This window comes from Rubrivivax sp. A210 (assembly GCF_904426505.1).
GTDB lineage: Bacteria > Pseudomonadota > Gammaproteobacteria > Burkholderiales > Burkholderiaceae_C > Rubrivivax.
This window is the reverse complement of sequence record NZ_CAJGBN010000001.1, coordinates 266,466-281,588: the sequence shown is the minus strand read 5'-3', so window position 1 is coordinate 281,588 and position 15,123 is coordinate 266,466. Positions and strand designations below refer to the sequence as shown.

General features: G+C 69.9%; 13 protein-coding genes. 8 read left to right on the top strand and 5 right to left on the bottom strand.

Features of this window, described 5'->3' with window-relative positions:
* The first annotated feature begins 131 nt into the window (after window positions 1-131).
* Window positions 132-1,367 carry a glycerate kinase gene (locus tag JMV16_RS01220; RefSeq protein ID WP_201492802.1) on the top strand — a complete coding sequence of 412 codons (1,236 nt, stop codon included), beginning with the start codon at window positions 132-134 and terminating at the stop codon, window positions 1,365-1,367.
* A 62-nt stretch (window positions 1,368-1,429) separates the two neighbouring features.
* Here JMV16_RS01220 and JMV16_RS01215 read toward each other — a convergent pair whose 3' ends face one another.
* From JMV16_RS01215 to JMV16_RS01205, 3 genes are all read right to left on the bottom strand, one after another.
* Complete coding sequence (locus JMV16_RS01215) at window positions 1,430-2,821, bottom strand: NapC/NirT family cytochrome c (RefSeq protein ID WP_201492328.1); 1,392 nt, start codon at window positions 2,819-2,821, stop codon at window positions 1,430-1,432.
* Between the two features lie 173 nt (window positions 2,822-2,994).
* Entirely contained in the window at window positions 2,995-4,074 is a 1,080-nt protein-coding gene (locus tag JMV16_RS01210) for a glycosyl transferase (protein ID WP_201492327.1), read from the bottom strand.
* 2 nt (window positions 4,075-4,076) lie between these two features.
* Window positions 4,077-5,462, bottom strand: coding sequence for a UDP-glucose dehydrogenase family protein (locus tag JMV16_RS01205; RefSeq protein WP_201492326.1), 1,386 nt, complete (start codon window positions 5,460-5,462; stop codon window positions 4,077-4,079).
* Window positions 5,463-5,703: 241 nt separating this feature from the next.
* Between JMV16_RS01205 and JMV16_RS01200 the strand changes: the two genes are divergently transcribed.
* On the top strand, window positions 5,704-6,123 hold the full coding sequence (locus tag JMV16_RS01200) for a hypothetical protein (protein ID WP_201492325.1): 420 nt from the start codon (window positions 5,704-5,706) through the stop codon (window positions 6,121-6,123).
* Window positions 6,124-6,140: 17 nt separating this feature from the next.
* On the opposite strand, the gene JMV16_RS01195 is transcribed toward JMV16_RS01200, so the two are convergent.
* Window positions 6,141-6,296: a hypothetical protein gene (locus JMV16_RS01195; RefSeq protein WP_201492324.1), complete on the bottom strand. Its 156-nt coding sequence runs from the start codon at window positions 6,294-6,296 to the stop codon at window positions 6,141-6,143.
* A gap of 64 nt (window positions 6,297-6,360) precedes the next feature.
* Window positions 6,361-7,308, bottom strand: coding sequence for a helix-turn-helix transcriptional regulator (locus JMV16_RS01190; protein WP_201492323.1), 948 nt, complete (start codon window positions 7,306-7,308; stop codon window positions 6,361-6,363).
* Window positions 7,309-7,460: 152 nt separating this feature from the next.
* Between JMV16_RS01190 and JMV16_RS01185 the strand changes: the two genes are divergently transcribed.
* The 6 genes from JMV16_RS01185 to JMV16_RS01160 all read left to right on the top strand — a co-directional run bounded on the left by JMV16_RS01185 (window position 7,461) and on the right by JMV16_RS01160 (window position 15,121).
* Window positions 7,461-8,660 (top strand): MFS transporter, encoded by a 1,200-nt coding sequence (locus JMV16_RS01185; protein ID WP_201492322.1) that lies wholly within the window; start codon window positions 7,461-7,463, stop codon window positions 8,658-8,660.
* A 112-nt stretch (window positions 8,661-8,772) separates the two neighbouring features.
* Window positions 8,773-10,692: an amylosucrase gene (locus tag JMV16_RS01180; protein WP_201492321.1), complete on the top strand. Its 1,920-nt coding sequence runs from the start codon at window positions 8,773-8,775 to the stop codon at window positions 10,690-10,692.
* Between the two features lie 117 nt (window positions 10,693-10,809).
* Complete coding sequence (locus tag JMV16_RS01175; protein ID WP_236580297.1) at window positions 10,810-11,832, top strand: substrate-binding domain-containing protein; 1,023 nt, start codon at window positions 10,810-10,812, stop codon at window positions 11,830-11,832.
* Between the two features lie 203 nt (window positions 11,833-12,035).
* Entirely contained in the window at window positions 12,036-13,295 is a 1,260-nt protein-coding gene (locus JMV16_RS01170; protein ID WP_201492320.1) for an ABC transporter substrate-binding protein, read from the top strand.
* Between the two features lie 75 nt (window positions 13,296-13,370).
* Entirely contained in the window at window positions 13,371-14,285 is a 915-nt protein-coding gene (locus JMV16_RS01165) for a carbohydrate ABC transporter permease (RefSeq protein WP_201492319.1), read from the top strand.
* Window positions 14,282-15,121: a carbohydrate ABC transporter permease gene (locus JMV16_RS01160; protein WP_201492318.1), complete on the top strand. Its 840-nt coding sequence runs from the start codon at window positions 14,282-14,284 to the stop codon at window positions 15,119-15,121. The genes JMV16_RS01165 and JMV16_RS01160 overlap by 4 nt, the downstream gene beginning before the upstream one ends.
* Window positions 15,122-15,123: the final 2 nt, after the last annotated feature.

Here is a 15,123-nt window from a genome sequence, read left to right as displayed (position 1 = left end):
CAGGGATCGCTCTGCCATGGTGTGTGCGCGCCAGACGCTGGCAAACTTCCGCATCGGTCAGGCGCCCGCCTGGCCCGCGACGGGAGCTTGCCTTGAACCCACCCTCAGACCCGCGCGCCCTGCTGCGCCGCATGTTCGATGCCGCCATCGCGTCGGCGCAACCGGCACTGTGCGTACCCCGCCACCTGCCGGAGCAGCCGCCGCGCGGGCGGCTCGTCGTGATTGGTGCCGGCAAGGCCTCGGCGGCGATGGCGCGTGCGGTCGAGGACCATTGGGCCGGCCCGCTCACGGGCCTCGTCGTCACCCGCTACGGCTACAGCGTGCCCTGCAGCCGCATCGAGATCGTCGAAGCCGCCCACCCGGTGCCCGATGCTGCCGGCCTGGCGGCGGCCGAGCGGCTGATGCAGGTGGTTTCGGGCCTGGGCGAAGACGACCTCGTGCTGTGCCTGATCTCCGGCGGCGGCTCTTCGCTGCTGCCGCTGCCGTTGCCGGGCCTGACGCTGGCCGACAAGCAGGCCGTCAACCGCGCCCTGCTGGCCAGCGGTGCCAGCATCGGCGAGATGAACGTCGTGCGCCGGCATCTCTCGGCCATCAAGGGCGGGCGCCTGGCGGCGGCCTGCCACCCGGCGCGCGTGCTGACCCTTCTGCTGTCCGACGTGCCGGGCGACCGCCCCATCGACATCGCCTCGGGCCCCACCGTGGCCGACCCGACGAGCTGCGCCGACGCGCTGGACATCGTGCGCCGCTACGGCATAGAGCTGCCAGCGGCGGTGCGCGAGGTGCTGGAAAGCGGGCGCGGCGAATCGCCCAAGCCGGGCGACCCGCGTCTGGCGCGCTGCGAGACGCGCATGATCGCGACGCCGCAGATGGCGCTGGAAGCCGCCGCCGCCGTGGCGCGCGAGGCCGGGGTGGCGGCCCACATCCTGGGTGATGCCATCGAGGGCGAGGCGCGCGAGGTCGGCCGCGTCATGGCCGGTATCGCGCTGCAGGTGGCCGAGCGCGGCCAGCCCGTGGCCGCGCCCTGCGTGCTGCTGTCGGGCGGCGAGACCACGGTGACGCTGCGCGGCAAGGGGCGCGGCGGGCGCAATGTCGAGTTCCTGCTGTCGCTGGCAGTCGCGCTCGAAGGCCACGGCCGCATCCACGCACTGGCCGGCGACACCGACGGCGTCGACGGCCAGGAAGAGATCGCCGGCGCCATCGCCGCGCCCGACAGCCTGGCGCGCGCCTGGGCCCAGGGCCTGCGCCCGCGCGACAGCCTGGCCAACAACGACGGCCACGGCTTCTTCGGCGCCTTGGGCGATGCCGTGGTGACCGGGCCGACGCTGACCAACGTCAACGACTTCCGCGCCATCCTCATCGGCACCTGATCGGCGCTGCAAGGGCAAACGCCGGCAGTGCCGGCGTTTGCTTGGGGGGTGGGCGCTAGACCTCAGCTCTTCTTCGGCAACTCAACCGCAGTGGCCGCCTTCTTGGGCGGCTCGACCATGTTCAGGCCCGGCCAGGTGCGGCCGTGGCAGGCCGGGTTGGCGCAGAAGTTGCCGCCCTGCTTGCCGCGCTTGAGCGGCGTGCCATGGCATTCCTCGCAGGTCGGGCCAACGTCGTCGGCGTGGGTGTGCATGAAGTTGGGGCGTTGGTGGCTCTCGGGCTGCTTCTCGCCGGCCTTGGCCGGCACCAGCGAAGCCACCGTGCCTTTGCCGTCTTCGCGCATCACCTCGGGCATGGCGTGGCACAGCGTGCATTGCAGCCGGATCGCCTCGCCCTTGTCGTTGAAATGCTTGCCATCGTGGCAGCGGAAGCAGCCCGGGGTGTCGGCGTGGCCGGTGTGGTTGGGGAAGGATTTCCAGCTGAAGCCCTTCTCGCGGAACGAGGCCGCCATCAGGATTTCGCCCATGCTCTTGTTGAACTTGTCCTCAGCCGCCTTCTTGTCGACGGGCGTGGCGGCCTTGGCCGCGGCCTCGGCCACCAGTTTGTCGACCTGGGCCTGGCGGGCCTCGGTCTCGCCGGTGATGTCGCCCAGCTTGCCCACCAGGGCCACGGCGCGTGCCTTGACGTTGGGCAGCGAGCGGTCGATGCGGCCGGTGCGGATGGCCTCGTCCACGGTCTTCTCGGGGTTGGGGAAGGGGTGGCCGATGGAGTTGTGGCAGTCGTAGCAGGCCATGGCGCGCGGCTTCAGCGCCGCCAGCTCATCGGGCTTGAGCTTGGTCTCGGCGTCGGTGTAGGTGACCTTGCTGCCGTCGGCCTTGACAACCTCGACCCAGGGGATCTCGCGCCGCTGCGGGTCGGGCGAGACGAAGCGCACCTCGTTCTTGACGTGCCAGTGGATGCCCTTGCTGTAGCCCTCGCGGATGGCCTCCATGCCGGTGTGCAGGACGATCTTGGTGCGCGACTCGGTGCTCTTGTCGTCGCTGGCGTAGTGGACCTTGACGTCGACGCCGTCGCGGTGCTCGGCCGTGGGCAGATGGCAGCCCTCGCAGGCCTCGCGCGAGGGGCGCAGCGTGCCCGAGGTGATGGGGCGCTCGTAACCGGCGATCATGCCCCACAGCTCCTTGGCGTGGGTGGGCTTGAGCGCCATCAGGTGCAGCGTGGAATTGCGGCCCATGTGGCACTCGACGCAGTTGACGCGGGCATGCACGTTGACCTGATGGGAAGCGATCTCCTCCGGGTGTACGTTGTGGCACATCGTGGCGCAGAAGGCATTGCTGTTGGTGTACTCCCAGCCGGCAATGCCGACTGCGCCGAACACGGCCACGCCCAGCAGCGTCAGTGCCATGGCCGTGAAGGAGCCGAAAAACAGCAGTCTGCCGCGCATCAGGGTTCTCATGGGCTTTCGCTCCTGTTCTTGTGCCTGGCGTCCGGAAGTTGGACGGCCCAGATAAGGAAGCGGCGATCTTATTCCCGCCCCTGAACAGGACTTTTTGCGGTCGATCATGTTCGCCGCAGGCAAACCGTGCCCTGCGGCGCCGGCGCGACAGCGGCCCTCAGCGAGCCTGCGCCCTAGGCGAGATGGCCGTCGACGACGGCGCGCATGCGCTCGGCGGCCTCGCGGGCGCCGTGCATGGCGATGCGGGCACTAGGGTAGGGCGCACGCAGGGCGGCCTCGATGCGCGCCTTCAGCCGCACCGGCGCCAGGTCGGCGGGTGCGAGTTCGCCGACCAGCCCCTTGCGCGCAAAGCCGGCGATGCGCAGCGCCTCGCGCGCCTGGCCGGGGTCGGGCCAGGCCAGGCCCGGCGTGCGCACGGCGTGCTGCTCGACCAGGATGTCGCCGCCGCCGGCATGGATCGACAGCTCGCATTCGGCCAGCAGATGCAGCCGCTGCGCGGGGTGGGACAAGACGCGCACATTGGGGCTGTGGGCGCTCTCGCGCAGCGCCGTCATCTCCTCGCCCCTGGCCGCTGCGCTGCCGGCGAGCAGGAAGTCGTGCCCGGGCATCAGGGCCGCCGCTGCCGTGGCCGCCTGCAGCAGCACGCGGCCGTGCTGGCTGCCGTCCAGGCTGACCAGCACCTGGCGCCGCCTCAGGGGCCGCGCGGTCGGCGGCGGTGCCACCGTGTAGCCGGTGTAGCAGAGCCGCTCGCCCATGGCCGTTGCCAGCGCGAACGACTCGCTCAGGCCCACGACCTCGGGATCGCCGCGCACCAGCACGGTGTGGATCTGGCGGTGTACGGCCTCGACCACCTGGCGCTGCCGCACCAGCGGCAACGGCGCCACCGTGTCGTCCACCGTGCTGAAGAGGTGGGGCGCGACGCCGCCCGCGTTTGCCGCCTGCAGCAAGGCCTGGATCGCACGCGCCAAACGCCCGTCGCCGAAGGGGTGGCCCTCGACCAGCACCGCGCCATAGGGCGGGCGAAGGAAGCGCGCGACGGCCTGGCCGTCCATCGCGGGCCACGGGTCTGCCAGGTGCAGGCTGCGCAACCTGGGGCGCGAAGGCGGATCGCTGGCGTCACCACCTCCGTGGACCAGGTCCACATCGGCATGGGGCAGCAGTTCCTCGACCACCCGCATGACGCAGGCCAGCGCCTGGCCGCCGAGCGGGTTCAGGCAGAGACAGAGGTAGCGCTGCGGCCGGCCCGCGGCCACGCTCAGGCGGCGAGCGGAAGATCGACGTGGACGGAATCCGGTTCGACCCCGGTCGAGGCCGCGGCGCGCCCTATCGAGACATAGTCGAAGCCGAGATCGCGCATGGTCTCTGGCGCATACATGTTGCGGCCGTCGAAGATCACCGGCTGGCGCAGCACGGTGGCCAACTGGTCGAAATCGGGCGAGGCAAAGACCGGCCAGTCGGTCATCACCACCAGCGCATCGGCCCCGGCGGCGGCCTCGAGCGGGCTGATGGCAAAGCCCAGGCCCGGCACGCCGAAATACAGGCGGCGCGCCTCCGACATGGCCATCGGGTCGTAGGCCAGGACCTGGGCGCCGCGGCGCAGCAGTTCGTTGATGACCACCTTGCTCGGCGCCTCGTGCATGTCGCAGCTGTCGGGCTGGTGGGCCAGGCCCCACAGCGCGAAGCGGCGGCCCTGCAGGTTGTCGCCGAAGCGGCCGACGATGTGCTCGACCAGCAGGCGCTTCTGGCGCTCGTTGGCACACTCGACGGCATTGAGCAGCATCATCGGCTCGTCCAGGGCCTGGGCGGTGTAGAGCAGGGCCTCGACATCACGCGACAGGCCCGTGCCGCCATAGCCGCAGCCGGCCTGCAGGCCGTCAGGGCCGACGCGGCGGTCGGCCCCGACACCCTGCCGCACCTGGTCGATGTCGGCGCCCAGCTTGCCGGCCAGCCGCGCCAGCTCATTCATGAAGGTCAGGCGCATCGCCATCATGGCGCTGGTGGCATATCGGCTGAGTTCGGCCGAGCGCACATTCATCCACACCATGCGGTCGCGCGCACGCTGCAGCGGCGCCCAGAGCGCCTGCATCAGGTGGCGGGCACGGGCGTCGCCCTCATCGAGGCCGACGACGATGCGGTCAGGGTTGAGGCAGGCATCGACAGCCGCACCCTCGACGCCGAACTCGGGATTGGAGACCACGCTGTAAGGCAGGTCGCGCCCGTGCTCGGCCAGGCCGTCGGCAATGGCGGCATGAACGGCTTCGGCGGTGCCCACCGGCACGGTGCCGCGGTTGATGACCAGCTTGTAGTCGCTCATGTGGCGTCCGATGCTCTGCGCGGCGCGCAGCAGCGGCCCCATGTCGACCGTGCCGTCGGACTCGGGCGGCACGACGATGGCGAGAATCTGGATGGCGGCGAAGGCCACGCCTTCGTGCGGGTCGGTGGTGAAATGCAGGCGGCCGGCGGCGCGGTTGCGCGCCACGATCTCGGCCAGACCGGCCTCGCGCACCGGCAGGTCGCCGCGCTGCAGGCGGGCAACGCGCGTGGCGTCGGGGTCGACGCACAACACTTCGTTGCCCAGTTCGGCCAGGCAGGCCCCGGTTACCAGACCGACACTGCCGGTTCCCACAATGGTCAGCTTCATTCGGATTCCCCGCGAACGGCGCTGGACTCGCGCGCCCCGAGGCGACAGAGAGGCACTTGCGGGGGCAGATACCGCACCAGGCGGGAAAACCCGGCCTTACCCCCCTAGAAAATTGGTGACGGCGGTTCACGCAGTTTTACAAGCGCGGCGGCGCGCTCGGTCGGCCGGCCCGGCCCGCGCCCCGTTGTGTACAGGTGGCCTCGCGAACCCCGCGGGGCCCCGCAACACGACAGGAGCCGGTATGAACCTCAAGACGATGGCCAGCGTGGCGCTGGTCCTGGCCGCCGCCACGGGCGCGGCGCAGGCACGGCCCGATGTGCAGTGGTCGCTGACCATAGGGGCGCCGCTGCTGCTGATTCACGGCCAGTCGGCGCCGGTCCATGTGCAACCCGCGCCTGTCTACGTGCAGCCGGCGCCGGTGTACGTCGAGCCGGCCCCGGTTTATGTGCGTCCCGCGCCGGTCTACATGCGGCCGGCCCCGGTCTATGTGCAGGCGCCGCCGGTCTATGTGCGCCCGCCGCGCTGGGACCGCGACGGCGACGGCATTCCCGACCGCCGTGAGCGCTTCGTCGATCGCCAGGACGGCTGGCGCTGGGACCGCGACGGTGACGGCGTGCCCAACCGCCACGACCGCCATCCCGGCGACCCCTGGCGGCGCTGAGCCGCCGCTGCCTCTAACTATTGGGGGCGCGGCTGCTGCAGCCTGAGCACCAGGCGCAGGTATTCGAGGCGGGTGTTCAGCTCCAGCAGTTCGTCGCGCAGGGCGACGAGATCCTGCAGGGCTTGCATCTGGGCCGGGTCGGGCCGGGCACTGGGGTGTTGATGATCGTCCACGGCGTCATCCTCCAATCGTCGGCGGCTGTCGGCAATCCCATGGCTGGGTGGGTGGGGCGATGTATCAGAACGGTACCGGCCGCGATGCGCGTTCACGCCATTCGTGCGGCGCCAAGCCGTGGTGGCGGCGGAAGACGCGGATGAAGTAGCTGTGGCCGCCGAAGCCACAGGCCCAGGCGACCTCCTTGCCGCTCAGCCCGGTCTCGCGCAGCAGCCGCGCCGCGCGTTCCATGCGCAGGCGGTTGATGTGGGCCACGAGCGGCTCGCCGGCGTTGCGCCTGAACAGCTGCGCCAGGTGATCGGCACTGACGCCCGACTGCTGGGCCAGGCGCTGCACGCTCAGCGCGGCGTCGCCGAGTTGGTTCTGGATCAGCACGCGCAGGCGGGCCACGAGGGCCGGCTCGCCGGCCTCGCGGCCCTCGTCCTGGTCCAGCGCGCGCAACACGCCGGCCAGCGCGGCTGCAACGAGCGCGCGTGCCTGCGGCTGCGCCCAGTCATCGTCGACCGCGCCCTGACGCGAGGCGTCGCAGAGCCATTCATGGATGCGTGCGGCCTGGGCATGGCGGCGCGCTTGCAGGTAGGCGACGCCAGGCTCGCCGGCCGCCTGCTCATGCGCCTGGTGGCAGGTGAGCAGGGGGGCCTCGGCAAAGACCACCAGGTTCTCGAACGGCGCATCGCCCCGGTCGGCGCCGACACGTTCGGCGTGGCGCAACTGCGACGGCAGCACCAGGGCCTCGCCCGTGCGCAGCCGGCAGCCGCCGGTGGGGAAGCGGAAATCGGTCCAGCCCGAGGTTTGCAGAAAGAGCTCGGGCGCGAGGTGGAAATGACCCTCTCCGCGCGCCGTGGGTTCGGTCAGCCGCTGCGGAAGGTGGAGTCGCAGGCTGCCGGCGGCGGCCGCGGCGGCAAAGGCCTGCAATGCGACGCGCATCCGTGCGTCGCGAGCGGCGTCGGCATGCGGTGAGCTGGCGGTGGCCACCGGGATTGCGCAGGTTCCGTCCAGGATTTGTTTCATCGTCTGCGGCTTTCTGCTAGTGCTGTCGCTGGCCGACCTTGTCTGTTCATCCTATGCTGGCGCACCGTCGGTTCACGATCAAGGTCTGCTTTGCGCTCCAGGATTTATGGCATTTTTCTTTTCCGGCTGAGCGCCGGCCCGAGGAAGCCGCGATGAGCGCGGTGAGCCCGCTCGATCTGCCCGCGGCCGGCCCGGTGGTGGCGGCCGACCCGCTGCACCCCGGCATAGCGCGCTTTCGGCGCGCGCTCTGGGCCAGCCGCCTGCACTTTCTGGTGCTGGGCATGATGGGCGGCGCCTGGGGCGTACACATTCCCTCGGTGAAGGCGCGCTACGGCCTGGGCGAGGCGGCGCTGTCGCTGGTGCTGTTCGCCGCCGCCAGCGGCGCCGTGCTGTCGCTGCTGTTCGCCGGCCGCCTGATCGGACGCCTGGGTCTGCGCCCGGCCCTGGTGCTGTCGGCGGCGCTGATGGCGGCGATGCTGGCGCTGACCCTGCACTGGCCGGGCCTGCCCTGGTTGCTGCCCACCATGGTGGCCTTCGGTGCCGCGATGAGCCTCTACGACGTCGCCATCAACACCGAGGGCACGGCGCTCGAAAGCCTGGGCGGGCGCGCCGTGATGGGCGGCCTGCACGGCATGTTCAGCCTTGGCGGCATGGCCGGCGCGGCGCTGGCGGCCGTGCTGCTGCGCGCCGAGGTCGGCGCCGCGCTGCAACTGGGTGCCGTGGCGGTGGCCGTGGCGCTGCTGGCGGCGCTGGCCGCGCGCCAGATGCTCGAGGCCCATCCGCAGGAGGACGGCGAACAGGCCCATTTCGCGTGGCCGCACGGCCTGCTGCTGGTCATCGGCCTGCTGATCTTCGCCGGCATGACGGCCGAGGGTGTGATGTACGACTGGTGCGTGCTCTACCTGAAGCAGGAGTTGGGCATGGCCCAGGCCCAGGCCGGCATGGGCTTTGCCGCCTTCTCGGCCGCGATGGCCCTGGCCCGCTTCGGCGGCGACGCGCTGCGCCAGCGCTTTGCCGAGCGCCGCCTGGTGGTGGTGGGCGCCTCGCTGGCGGCGGTGGCGATGGCCGCGCTGCTGCTGGTGGGCCATCCGCTGCTGGCGCTTGTCGGCTACGTGCTGGTCGGCGCCGGCCTGGCCCTGGTCGTGCCCATCCTCTACAACGCCGCCACCAAGGTGCCGGGCGTCAGCCGCCCGGCGGCCATCGCCTCGGTGTCGTCGATAGGCTATGCCGGCTTTCTGATCGGCCCGCCGCTGATCGGCAGCGTGGCCCAGGTCTGGTCGCTGACGGCGGCCATGTCGCTGGTGGCGGTGGCCGCGGCCGTGCTGGCTCTCGGGGCGCGGCGCATACCCTGAACCGTTGACGGGGCCGGGCGGCGGCCCTGGGGCGACTCCGAACTATCCCTAGTACCGGGTCGCCAAAGCGTTTTGGAGAATCGCCAAAACGCTTTGATAGAGGTCGGGTTCCATGCTTCAGACACCTGCCCCGTCGCTTCAGACGCCCTGGAAGCCCGCCGATGCCGGCCTGGCCCGCCTCTGGGCTGCCCTCCACCAGCGCTGCGGCGGCGCCGCCGACTGGCCCGCCTTCGACGGCCGCGTGCGCGCCCACCTGGGCCGGCTGCGCGACGAACTGGCGCTGCTCTACGGCCGCCGCGCCGATTTCGAGAGTTTCGTCGTCAACCTGCTGGAGCAGGCCTTCGCCTCCTGGCGCTCGCGCGACGCCGCGCTCAAGGCGCTGGACGCGCAGCGCGAGGGCGCCCCCGAGTGGTTCCAGTCCCAAGCCCTGTTGGGCGGTGTCTGCTATGTCGATCTGTTCGCGGGCGACTTCGCCGGCGTCGAGGCCCGCATTCCCTACTTCAAGGAGTTGGGCCTCAGCTACCTGCACCTGATGCCGCCCTTCAAGTGCCCCGATCCCCACAGCGACGGCGGCTATGCGGTGAGCAGCTACCGCGAGGTCAACCCGCGCCTGGGCAAGATAGGCGATCTGCGCCGCCTTGCGGCCAGGCTGCGCGAGGCCGGCATCTCGCTGGTGCTGGACTTTGTCTTCAACCACACGGCCGACGAGCACGAATGGGCGCTGGCCGCCGCCGCCGGCGACCCGAAGTACCAGGACTTCTTCTTCATCTTTCCCGACCGCGTCGAGCCCGACCGCTACGAGTACACGCTGCGCGAAATCTTTCCCGACGAGCACCCCGGCGCCTTCTCGCAGCTGGCCGACGGACGCTGGGTCTGGACCACCTTCCACTCCTACCAGTGGGATCTGAACTACGCCAACCCGGCGGTGTTCTCGGCCATGGCCGGCGAGATGCTGTTCATCGCCAACCTGGGCGTGGAATTCCTGCGCATGGACGCCGTGGCCTTTATCTGGAAGCGCCTGGGCACCGGCTGCGAAAACCTGCCCGAGGCCCACACCCTGCTGCGTGCCTACAACGCGCTGGCGCGCATCGCCGCGCCGTCGCTGCTGTTCAAGAGCGAGGCCATCGTCCACCCCGACGACGTGGTGAAGTACATCGCGCCCACCGAATGCCAGGTTTCCTACAACCCGCTGCAGATGGCGCTGCTGTGGAACAGCCTGGCCACGCGCGAGGTCAACCTGCTGCAGCAGGCGCTGGAGAACCGCCATGCGCTGCCGGCCGGCACCGCCTGGGTCAACTATGTGCGCAGCCACGACGACATCGGCTGGACCTTTGCCGATGAAGACGCGGCGCAGTTCGGCATCAAGGGCTTCGACCACCGCCAGTTCCTCAACCGCTACTACGTCAACCGCTTCCCCGGCAGCTTTGCGCGCGGCGTGCCCTTCCAGGACAACCCGGCCACCGGCGACTGCCGCATCAGCGGCACCTGCGCCTCGCTGTGCGGGCTGGAGCAGGGCGACCCGCATGCGGTGGCGCGCATGCTGCTGCTGCACGGCATCGCGCTCTCGGCCGGCGGCATACCGCTGATCTACCTGGGCGACGAGATCGGCATGCCCAACGACCCCGGCTATCTGCAGGACCCGGGCAAGGCCGGCGACAGCCGCTGGGTCCACCGGCCGCCGCGCGACCCGGCCCGCGACGCCCAGCGCGACGACCCCACCACCCCGGTCGGCCGCATCTACCAGGGCCTGCGGCGCCTGATCGCCACCCGCGCCGCGACGCCGGCCTTCGCCGGCGGGCGGCTGATCGGCTTCAACACCAGGAACGGCAGCGTGCTGGGCTACACGCGGCCGTGCGCTGCGGGCAGCGTGCTGGTGCTGGCCAATTTCAGCGAGCACGCCCAGGCGGTGCAGGCCGAGGTGCTGCAGGCCCAGCCGGCCACGGCCGACGAGCTGGTCACGGGCGCGCGCATGAACCTGCGCGCCGGCCTCTGGCTGGCGCCCTACCAGATGCTCTGGCTGGCGGTGGGCTGAGCGCCAGGCCCCGCAGCCCTTTCGCCGCCGCGGGCCCCGGGGCGGGCCGGCCGCAAGCTTCAAGTCAACCCGACTTACATATCATCCGGGTTCTGACACGGAGCGCCGAAACCCAGCGTGAGCATCAACCTCAAAGAGCTCTCCGCCCGGCTGGGTCTGTCGCCCACGACGGTCAGCCGGGCCCTCAGCGGCTACCGCGACGTGAGCCCGACCACGCGCGAGCGGGTCGAACTGCTGGCCCGCGAACTCGGCTACCAGCCCAACCGCGCCGCCCGCCAGGTGGCCATGGGCCGCGCCGACGCGGTGGGCATCGTCTACTCGCCGGCCAATGAGTTTCTTGGCAACCCCAGCTTCCTCGAGATGCTCGAGGGCCTGGCGCACAGCCTCGAAGAGTTCTCCTGCGACCTGCTGCTGGCGGCGGCGCCGCGCCAGAACGAGTTGCACGTCTACGAGCGCATGGTGCGAGGCCGCCGCGTCGACGGCCTGATCGTCGCCCACACGCTGCGCGACGACCCGCGCATCGCCTACCTGCGCAAGTCCAGCATGCCCTTCGTGGCCTATGGCCGCACGGCCCAGCCGGCCGACTTCCCCTGGCTCGACTTCGACAACGAGACCTGCTCGGCCCTGGGCGTGCGCCGCCTGGTCGAACTGGGCCACCGTCGCATCGCCTATGTGCACGCGCCGCTGGAATACAACTTCGCCCACCAGCGCCATGCCGGCTTCCTGGCGGCGATGGCCGAGGCCGGCCTGGCGGTGCCCCCCGGCATGGTGGTGGGCGGCAGCCTCGACCGCCGCGCCGGCCATGCCGCCGGGCGGCAACTGCTGGCGCTGTCGCCGCGCCCGACCGCGGTGCTGGTGGACAACAACCTCAGTGGCGTCGGCCTGATCCGCGCGCTGCTCGACGCCAAGCTCGAGATCGGGCGCGACATCTCCATCATCGTCAATGAGGGCCTGCCGGCCGACACCTTGTTTTCCGACCTGGTGGTGGCGGCGGTGAAGCAGCCCACGGCCTACCGCTCAGGCCAGACCATGGGCGCGATGATCCGCGCCCTCATCGAGCGGCGCCCGCTCGAGCAGGCCCAGAAGCTCTTCCAGCCGGTCTACAGCGACGGCAATTCGGTCGGCCCGCCGCGCGCCTGAGGGCCGCCGCGCGGGCTCCGGGCAAGCTCCGGCAAGCCCACAGGGGTAAATACCGTATCGATTTCAAAAGCGGTTTGGATACGATCCAAACCGCTTTTGATTTTTGGCCCCGGGGCGCAGAGAGCGGCCGTATCCGGCCTTCCCAGGCGCCGCGCCAGCCGCAGGCCGCCCCTTGTCAGCCCCCATTTCCGGAGACACCCCCGATGACCAAGAACCTCACCCGAATTGCCGCCGCTGCGCTGCTGGCAGCCGGATTCGCCGGCGCCCAGGCCGCCACCCTGACGATCTCCTGCGGCTCCAATGCCGCCGACGTCGAGTTCTGCGGCAAGTTCGCCGAAGAGTGGGGCAAGAAGAACGGCCACACGGTGAAGATGTACTCGCCGCCGGCCAGCACCACCGACAACCTGGCCCTGCTGCGCCAGCAGTTCGCCGCCAAGTCGGCCGACATCGACGTCATCATGATCGACGTCGTCTGGCCCGGCGTCATCAAGGACCACCTGGTCGACCTCAAGAAGTACAGCAAGGGCGCCGAGGGCAAGCACTTCCCGGCCATCGTGGCCAACAACACCGTCGACGGCAAGCTGCTGGGCATGCCCTGGTTCACCGATGCCGGCCTGCTGTTCTACCGCAAGGATCTGCTCGACAAGCACGGCCTGAAGGCGCCCGAGACCTGGGACCAGCTCTCGGCCGCCGCCAAGAAGGTGATGGACGCCGAGCGCGCCGCCGGCAACGCCGACTTCCAGGGCTTCGTCTTCCAGGCCAAGGCCTATGAAGGCCTGACTTGCGATGCGGTGGAATGGGTGGCCAGCTTCGGCGGCGGCACCATCGTCGACAAGGCGGGCAACATCACCATCAACAACCCCAATGCCGCCAAGGCGCTGGACACGGCGGCGGCCTGGATCGGCACCATCGCTCCCAGCGGCGTGCTCAACTACGGCGAGGAAGATGCGCGCGGCGTGTTCCAGAACGGCAAGGCGCTGTTCATGCGCAACTGGCCCTATGCCTGGGCCTTGAGCCAGGCCGCCGACAGCCCCATCAAGGGCAAGGTCGGCGTGGCCCCGCTGCCGGCCGGCAGCGGCGGCAAGGCCGCCACCCTGGGCGGCTGGCAGCTGGCGGTGTCCAAGTACTCCAAGAACGTCGATGCGGCGGCCGATCTGGTGATGTTCATGGCCGGCGCCGACATCCAGAAGAAGCGCGCCATCGGCGGCTCCTACAACCCGACCATTCCCGACCTCTACAAGGACAAGGAAGTGCTGGCGGCCAACCCCTTCATGGGTCAGCTGCTCGACGTCTTCACCGGCGCCGTGGCGCGCCCGGCCACCGTCACCGGCCTGAAGTACCCCGAGGTCAGCCGCGCCTTCTGGGACGCCGCGCACGACGTGCTCGAGAAGAAGAGCAATGGCACCGACGCCGTCAAGCGGCTCGAAGGCAAGCTCAAGCAGGTCAAGCGCGACAAGTGGTGATCGCCTGATCCGCGCGGCGGCGTGCCGGCTCCGGGAGGAGCCGCCGTCGCCCCCTCAGCCCTGCCCGAGGACGCCATGAACGACCGCACGCGCACCGCCTGGACTTTTCTCGTCCCCATGCTGGCCCTGATGGCGCTGGTCGCGGGCTGGCCGCTGGCCCGCTCGATCTGGTTCAGCCTGACCGAGACCAACATCAACGACATGTCGGCCAGCCGCTTCGTCGGGCTGGGCAATTTCATCGGCGAGTACGGGCTTTTCTTCAACCCCAACTACACCGACGGCTTCTGGGCCAGCGATTGGGGCACGGCCATCGCCAACACCTTCAAGTTCTCCATCGTCTCGGTGATCCTGGAGACGCTGGCCGGCCTGGGCGTGGCGATGCTGCTGAACCAGGAGTTCAAGGGCCGCATGCTGGTGCGTACCGCGGTGCTCGTGCCGTGGGCCATCCCGACCATCGTCTCGGCCAAGATGTGGGGCTGGATGCTGCACGACCAGTTCGGCCTCATCAACCAGATCCTGGTCGACTGGGGCTTGATCGCGCAGAAGATCGCCTGGACCGCCGACCCCGCCTATGCGCTGTGGACGGTGGTGGCCGTCGACGTCTGGAAGACCACGCCCTTCATGGCCTTGCTCATCCTGGCCGCGCTGCAGACCCTGCCGAAAGATTGCTACGAGGCGGCGCGCGTCGATGGCGTACACCCGCTGCGCGTGTTCTTTAAGGTCACGCTGCCGCTGATCAAGCACGCGCTGATGGTGGCGGTGATCTTCCGCCTGCTCGACGCGCTGCGCATCTTCGACCTCATCTTCGTGCTCACCTCCAACAGCGGCAGCACCATCAGCATGTCGGGCTTCGTGCGCCGCGAGATGGTCGACAACGGCAACCTCGGCTTCGGCTCGGCGGCCTCGACCTCGCTGACGCTGATCATCTTCATCTCGGCCGTGCTCTTCATGCGCGCGGCGCGGGTCAAGCTGTCGGAGGAATCGAATTGAATGACCAGCGCCCCCTCCTCGGCAGCATCGTGCTGTACGCGCTCGCGGCCCTCGTGGTCGTGATCTCGGTCTACCCCTTCCTGTACACGGTGGCGACCTCGTTCAAGACCGGCACTGCGCTCTTCGACACCTCGCTGCTGCCCAAGGAACCGACCATCCGCAACTACGTGCAGTTGTTCGAGGGCCGCCAGCCCTTCGGGCGCCACCTGCTCAATTCGGTGATGGTGTCGACGGTGACGGTGACGGTGGCGCTCTTGATGGCCATCACCGCGTCTTATGCGCTGGGCCGCATCCAGTTCAAGGGCAAGGCCACGCTGCTGCTGCTGATCCTGGCGGTGTCGATGTTCCCGCAGGTGGCGGTGCTGTCGGGCATGTTCGAGCTGATGCAGGCCATCGGCCTCTACAACCGCGCCATCGGCCTCGTCGTGCCCTACACGATCTTCACGCTGCCCTTCACGGTCTGGGTGCTCACCACCTTCATGCGCGGCCTGCCCAAGGAGCTGGAAGAGGCCGCCATCATGGACGGCTGCGGCCCCATACGCATCATCTTCCAGGTCTTCATGCCGCTGCTGTGGCCGGCCCTGGTGTCCACCGGCTTGCTCGCCTTCATCGGCGCCTGGAACGAGTTCCTGTTTGCGCTGACCTTCGTCAACGAGGACACCGAGCGCACGGTGCCGGTGAGCATCTCGCTCATCACCGGCGCCACCGCTTTCGAGGTGCCCTGGGGCAGCATCATGGCTGCCTCGGTGATCGTGACGGTGCCGCTGGTGATCCTGGTGCTGCTGTTCCAGCGCAAGATCGTCTCGGGCCTGACGGCCGGCGCTGTCAAGGGTTGATG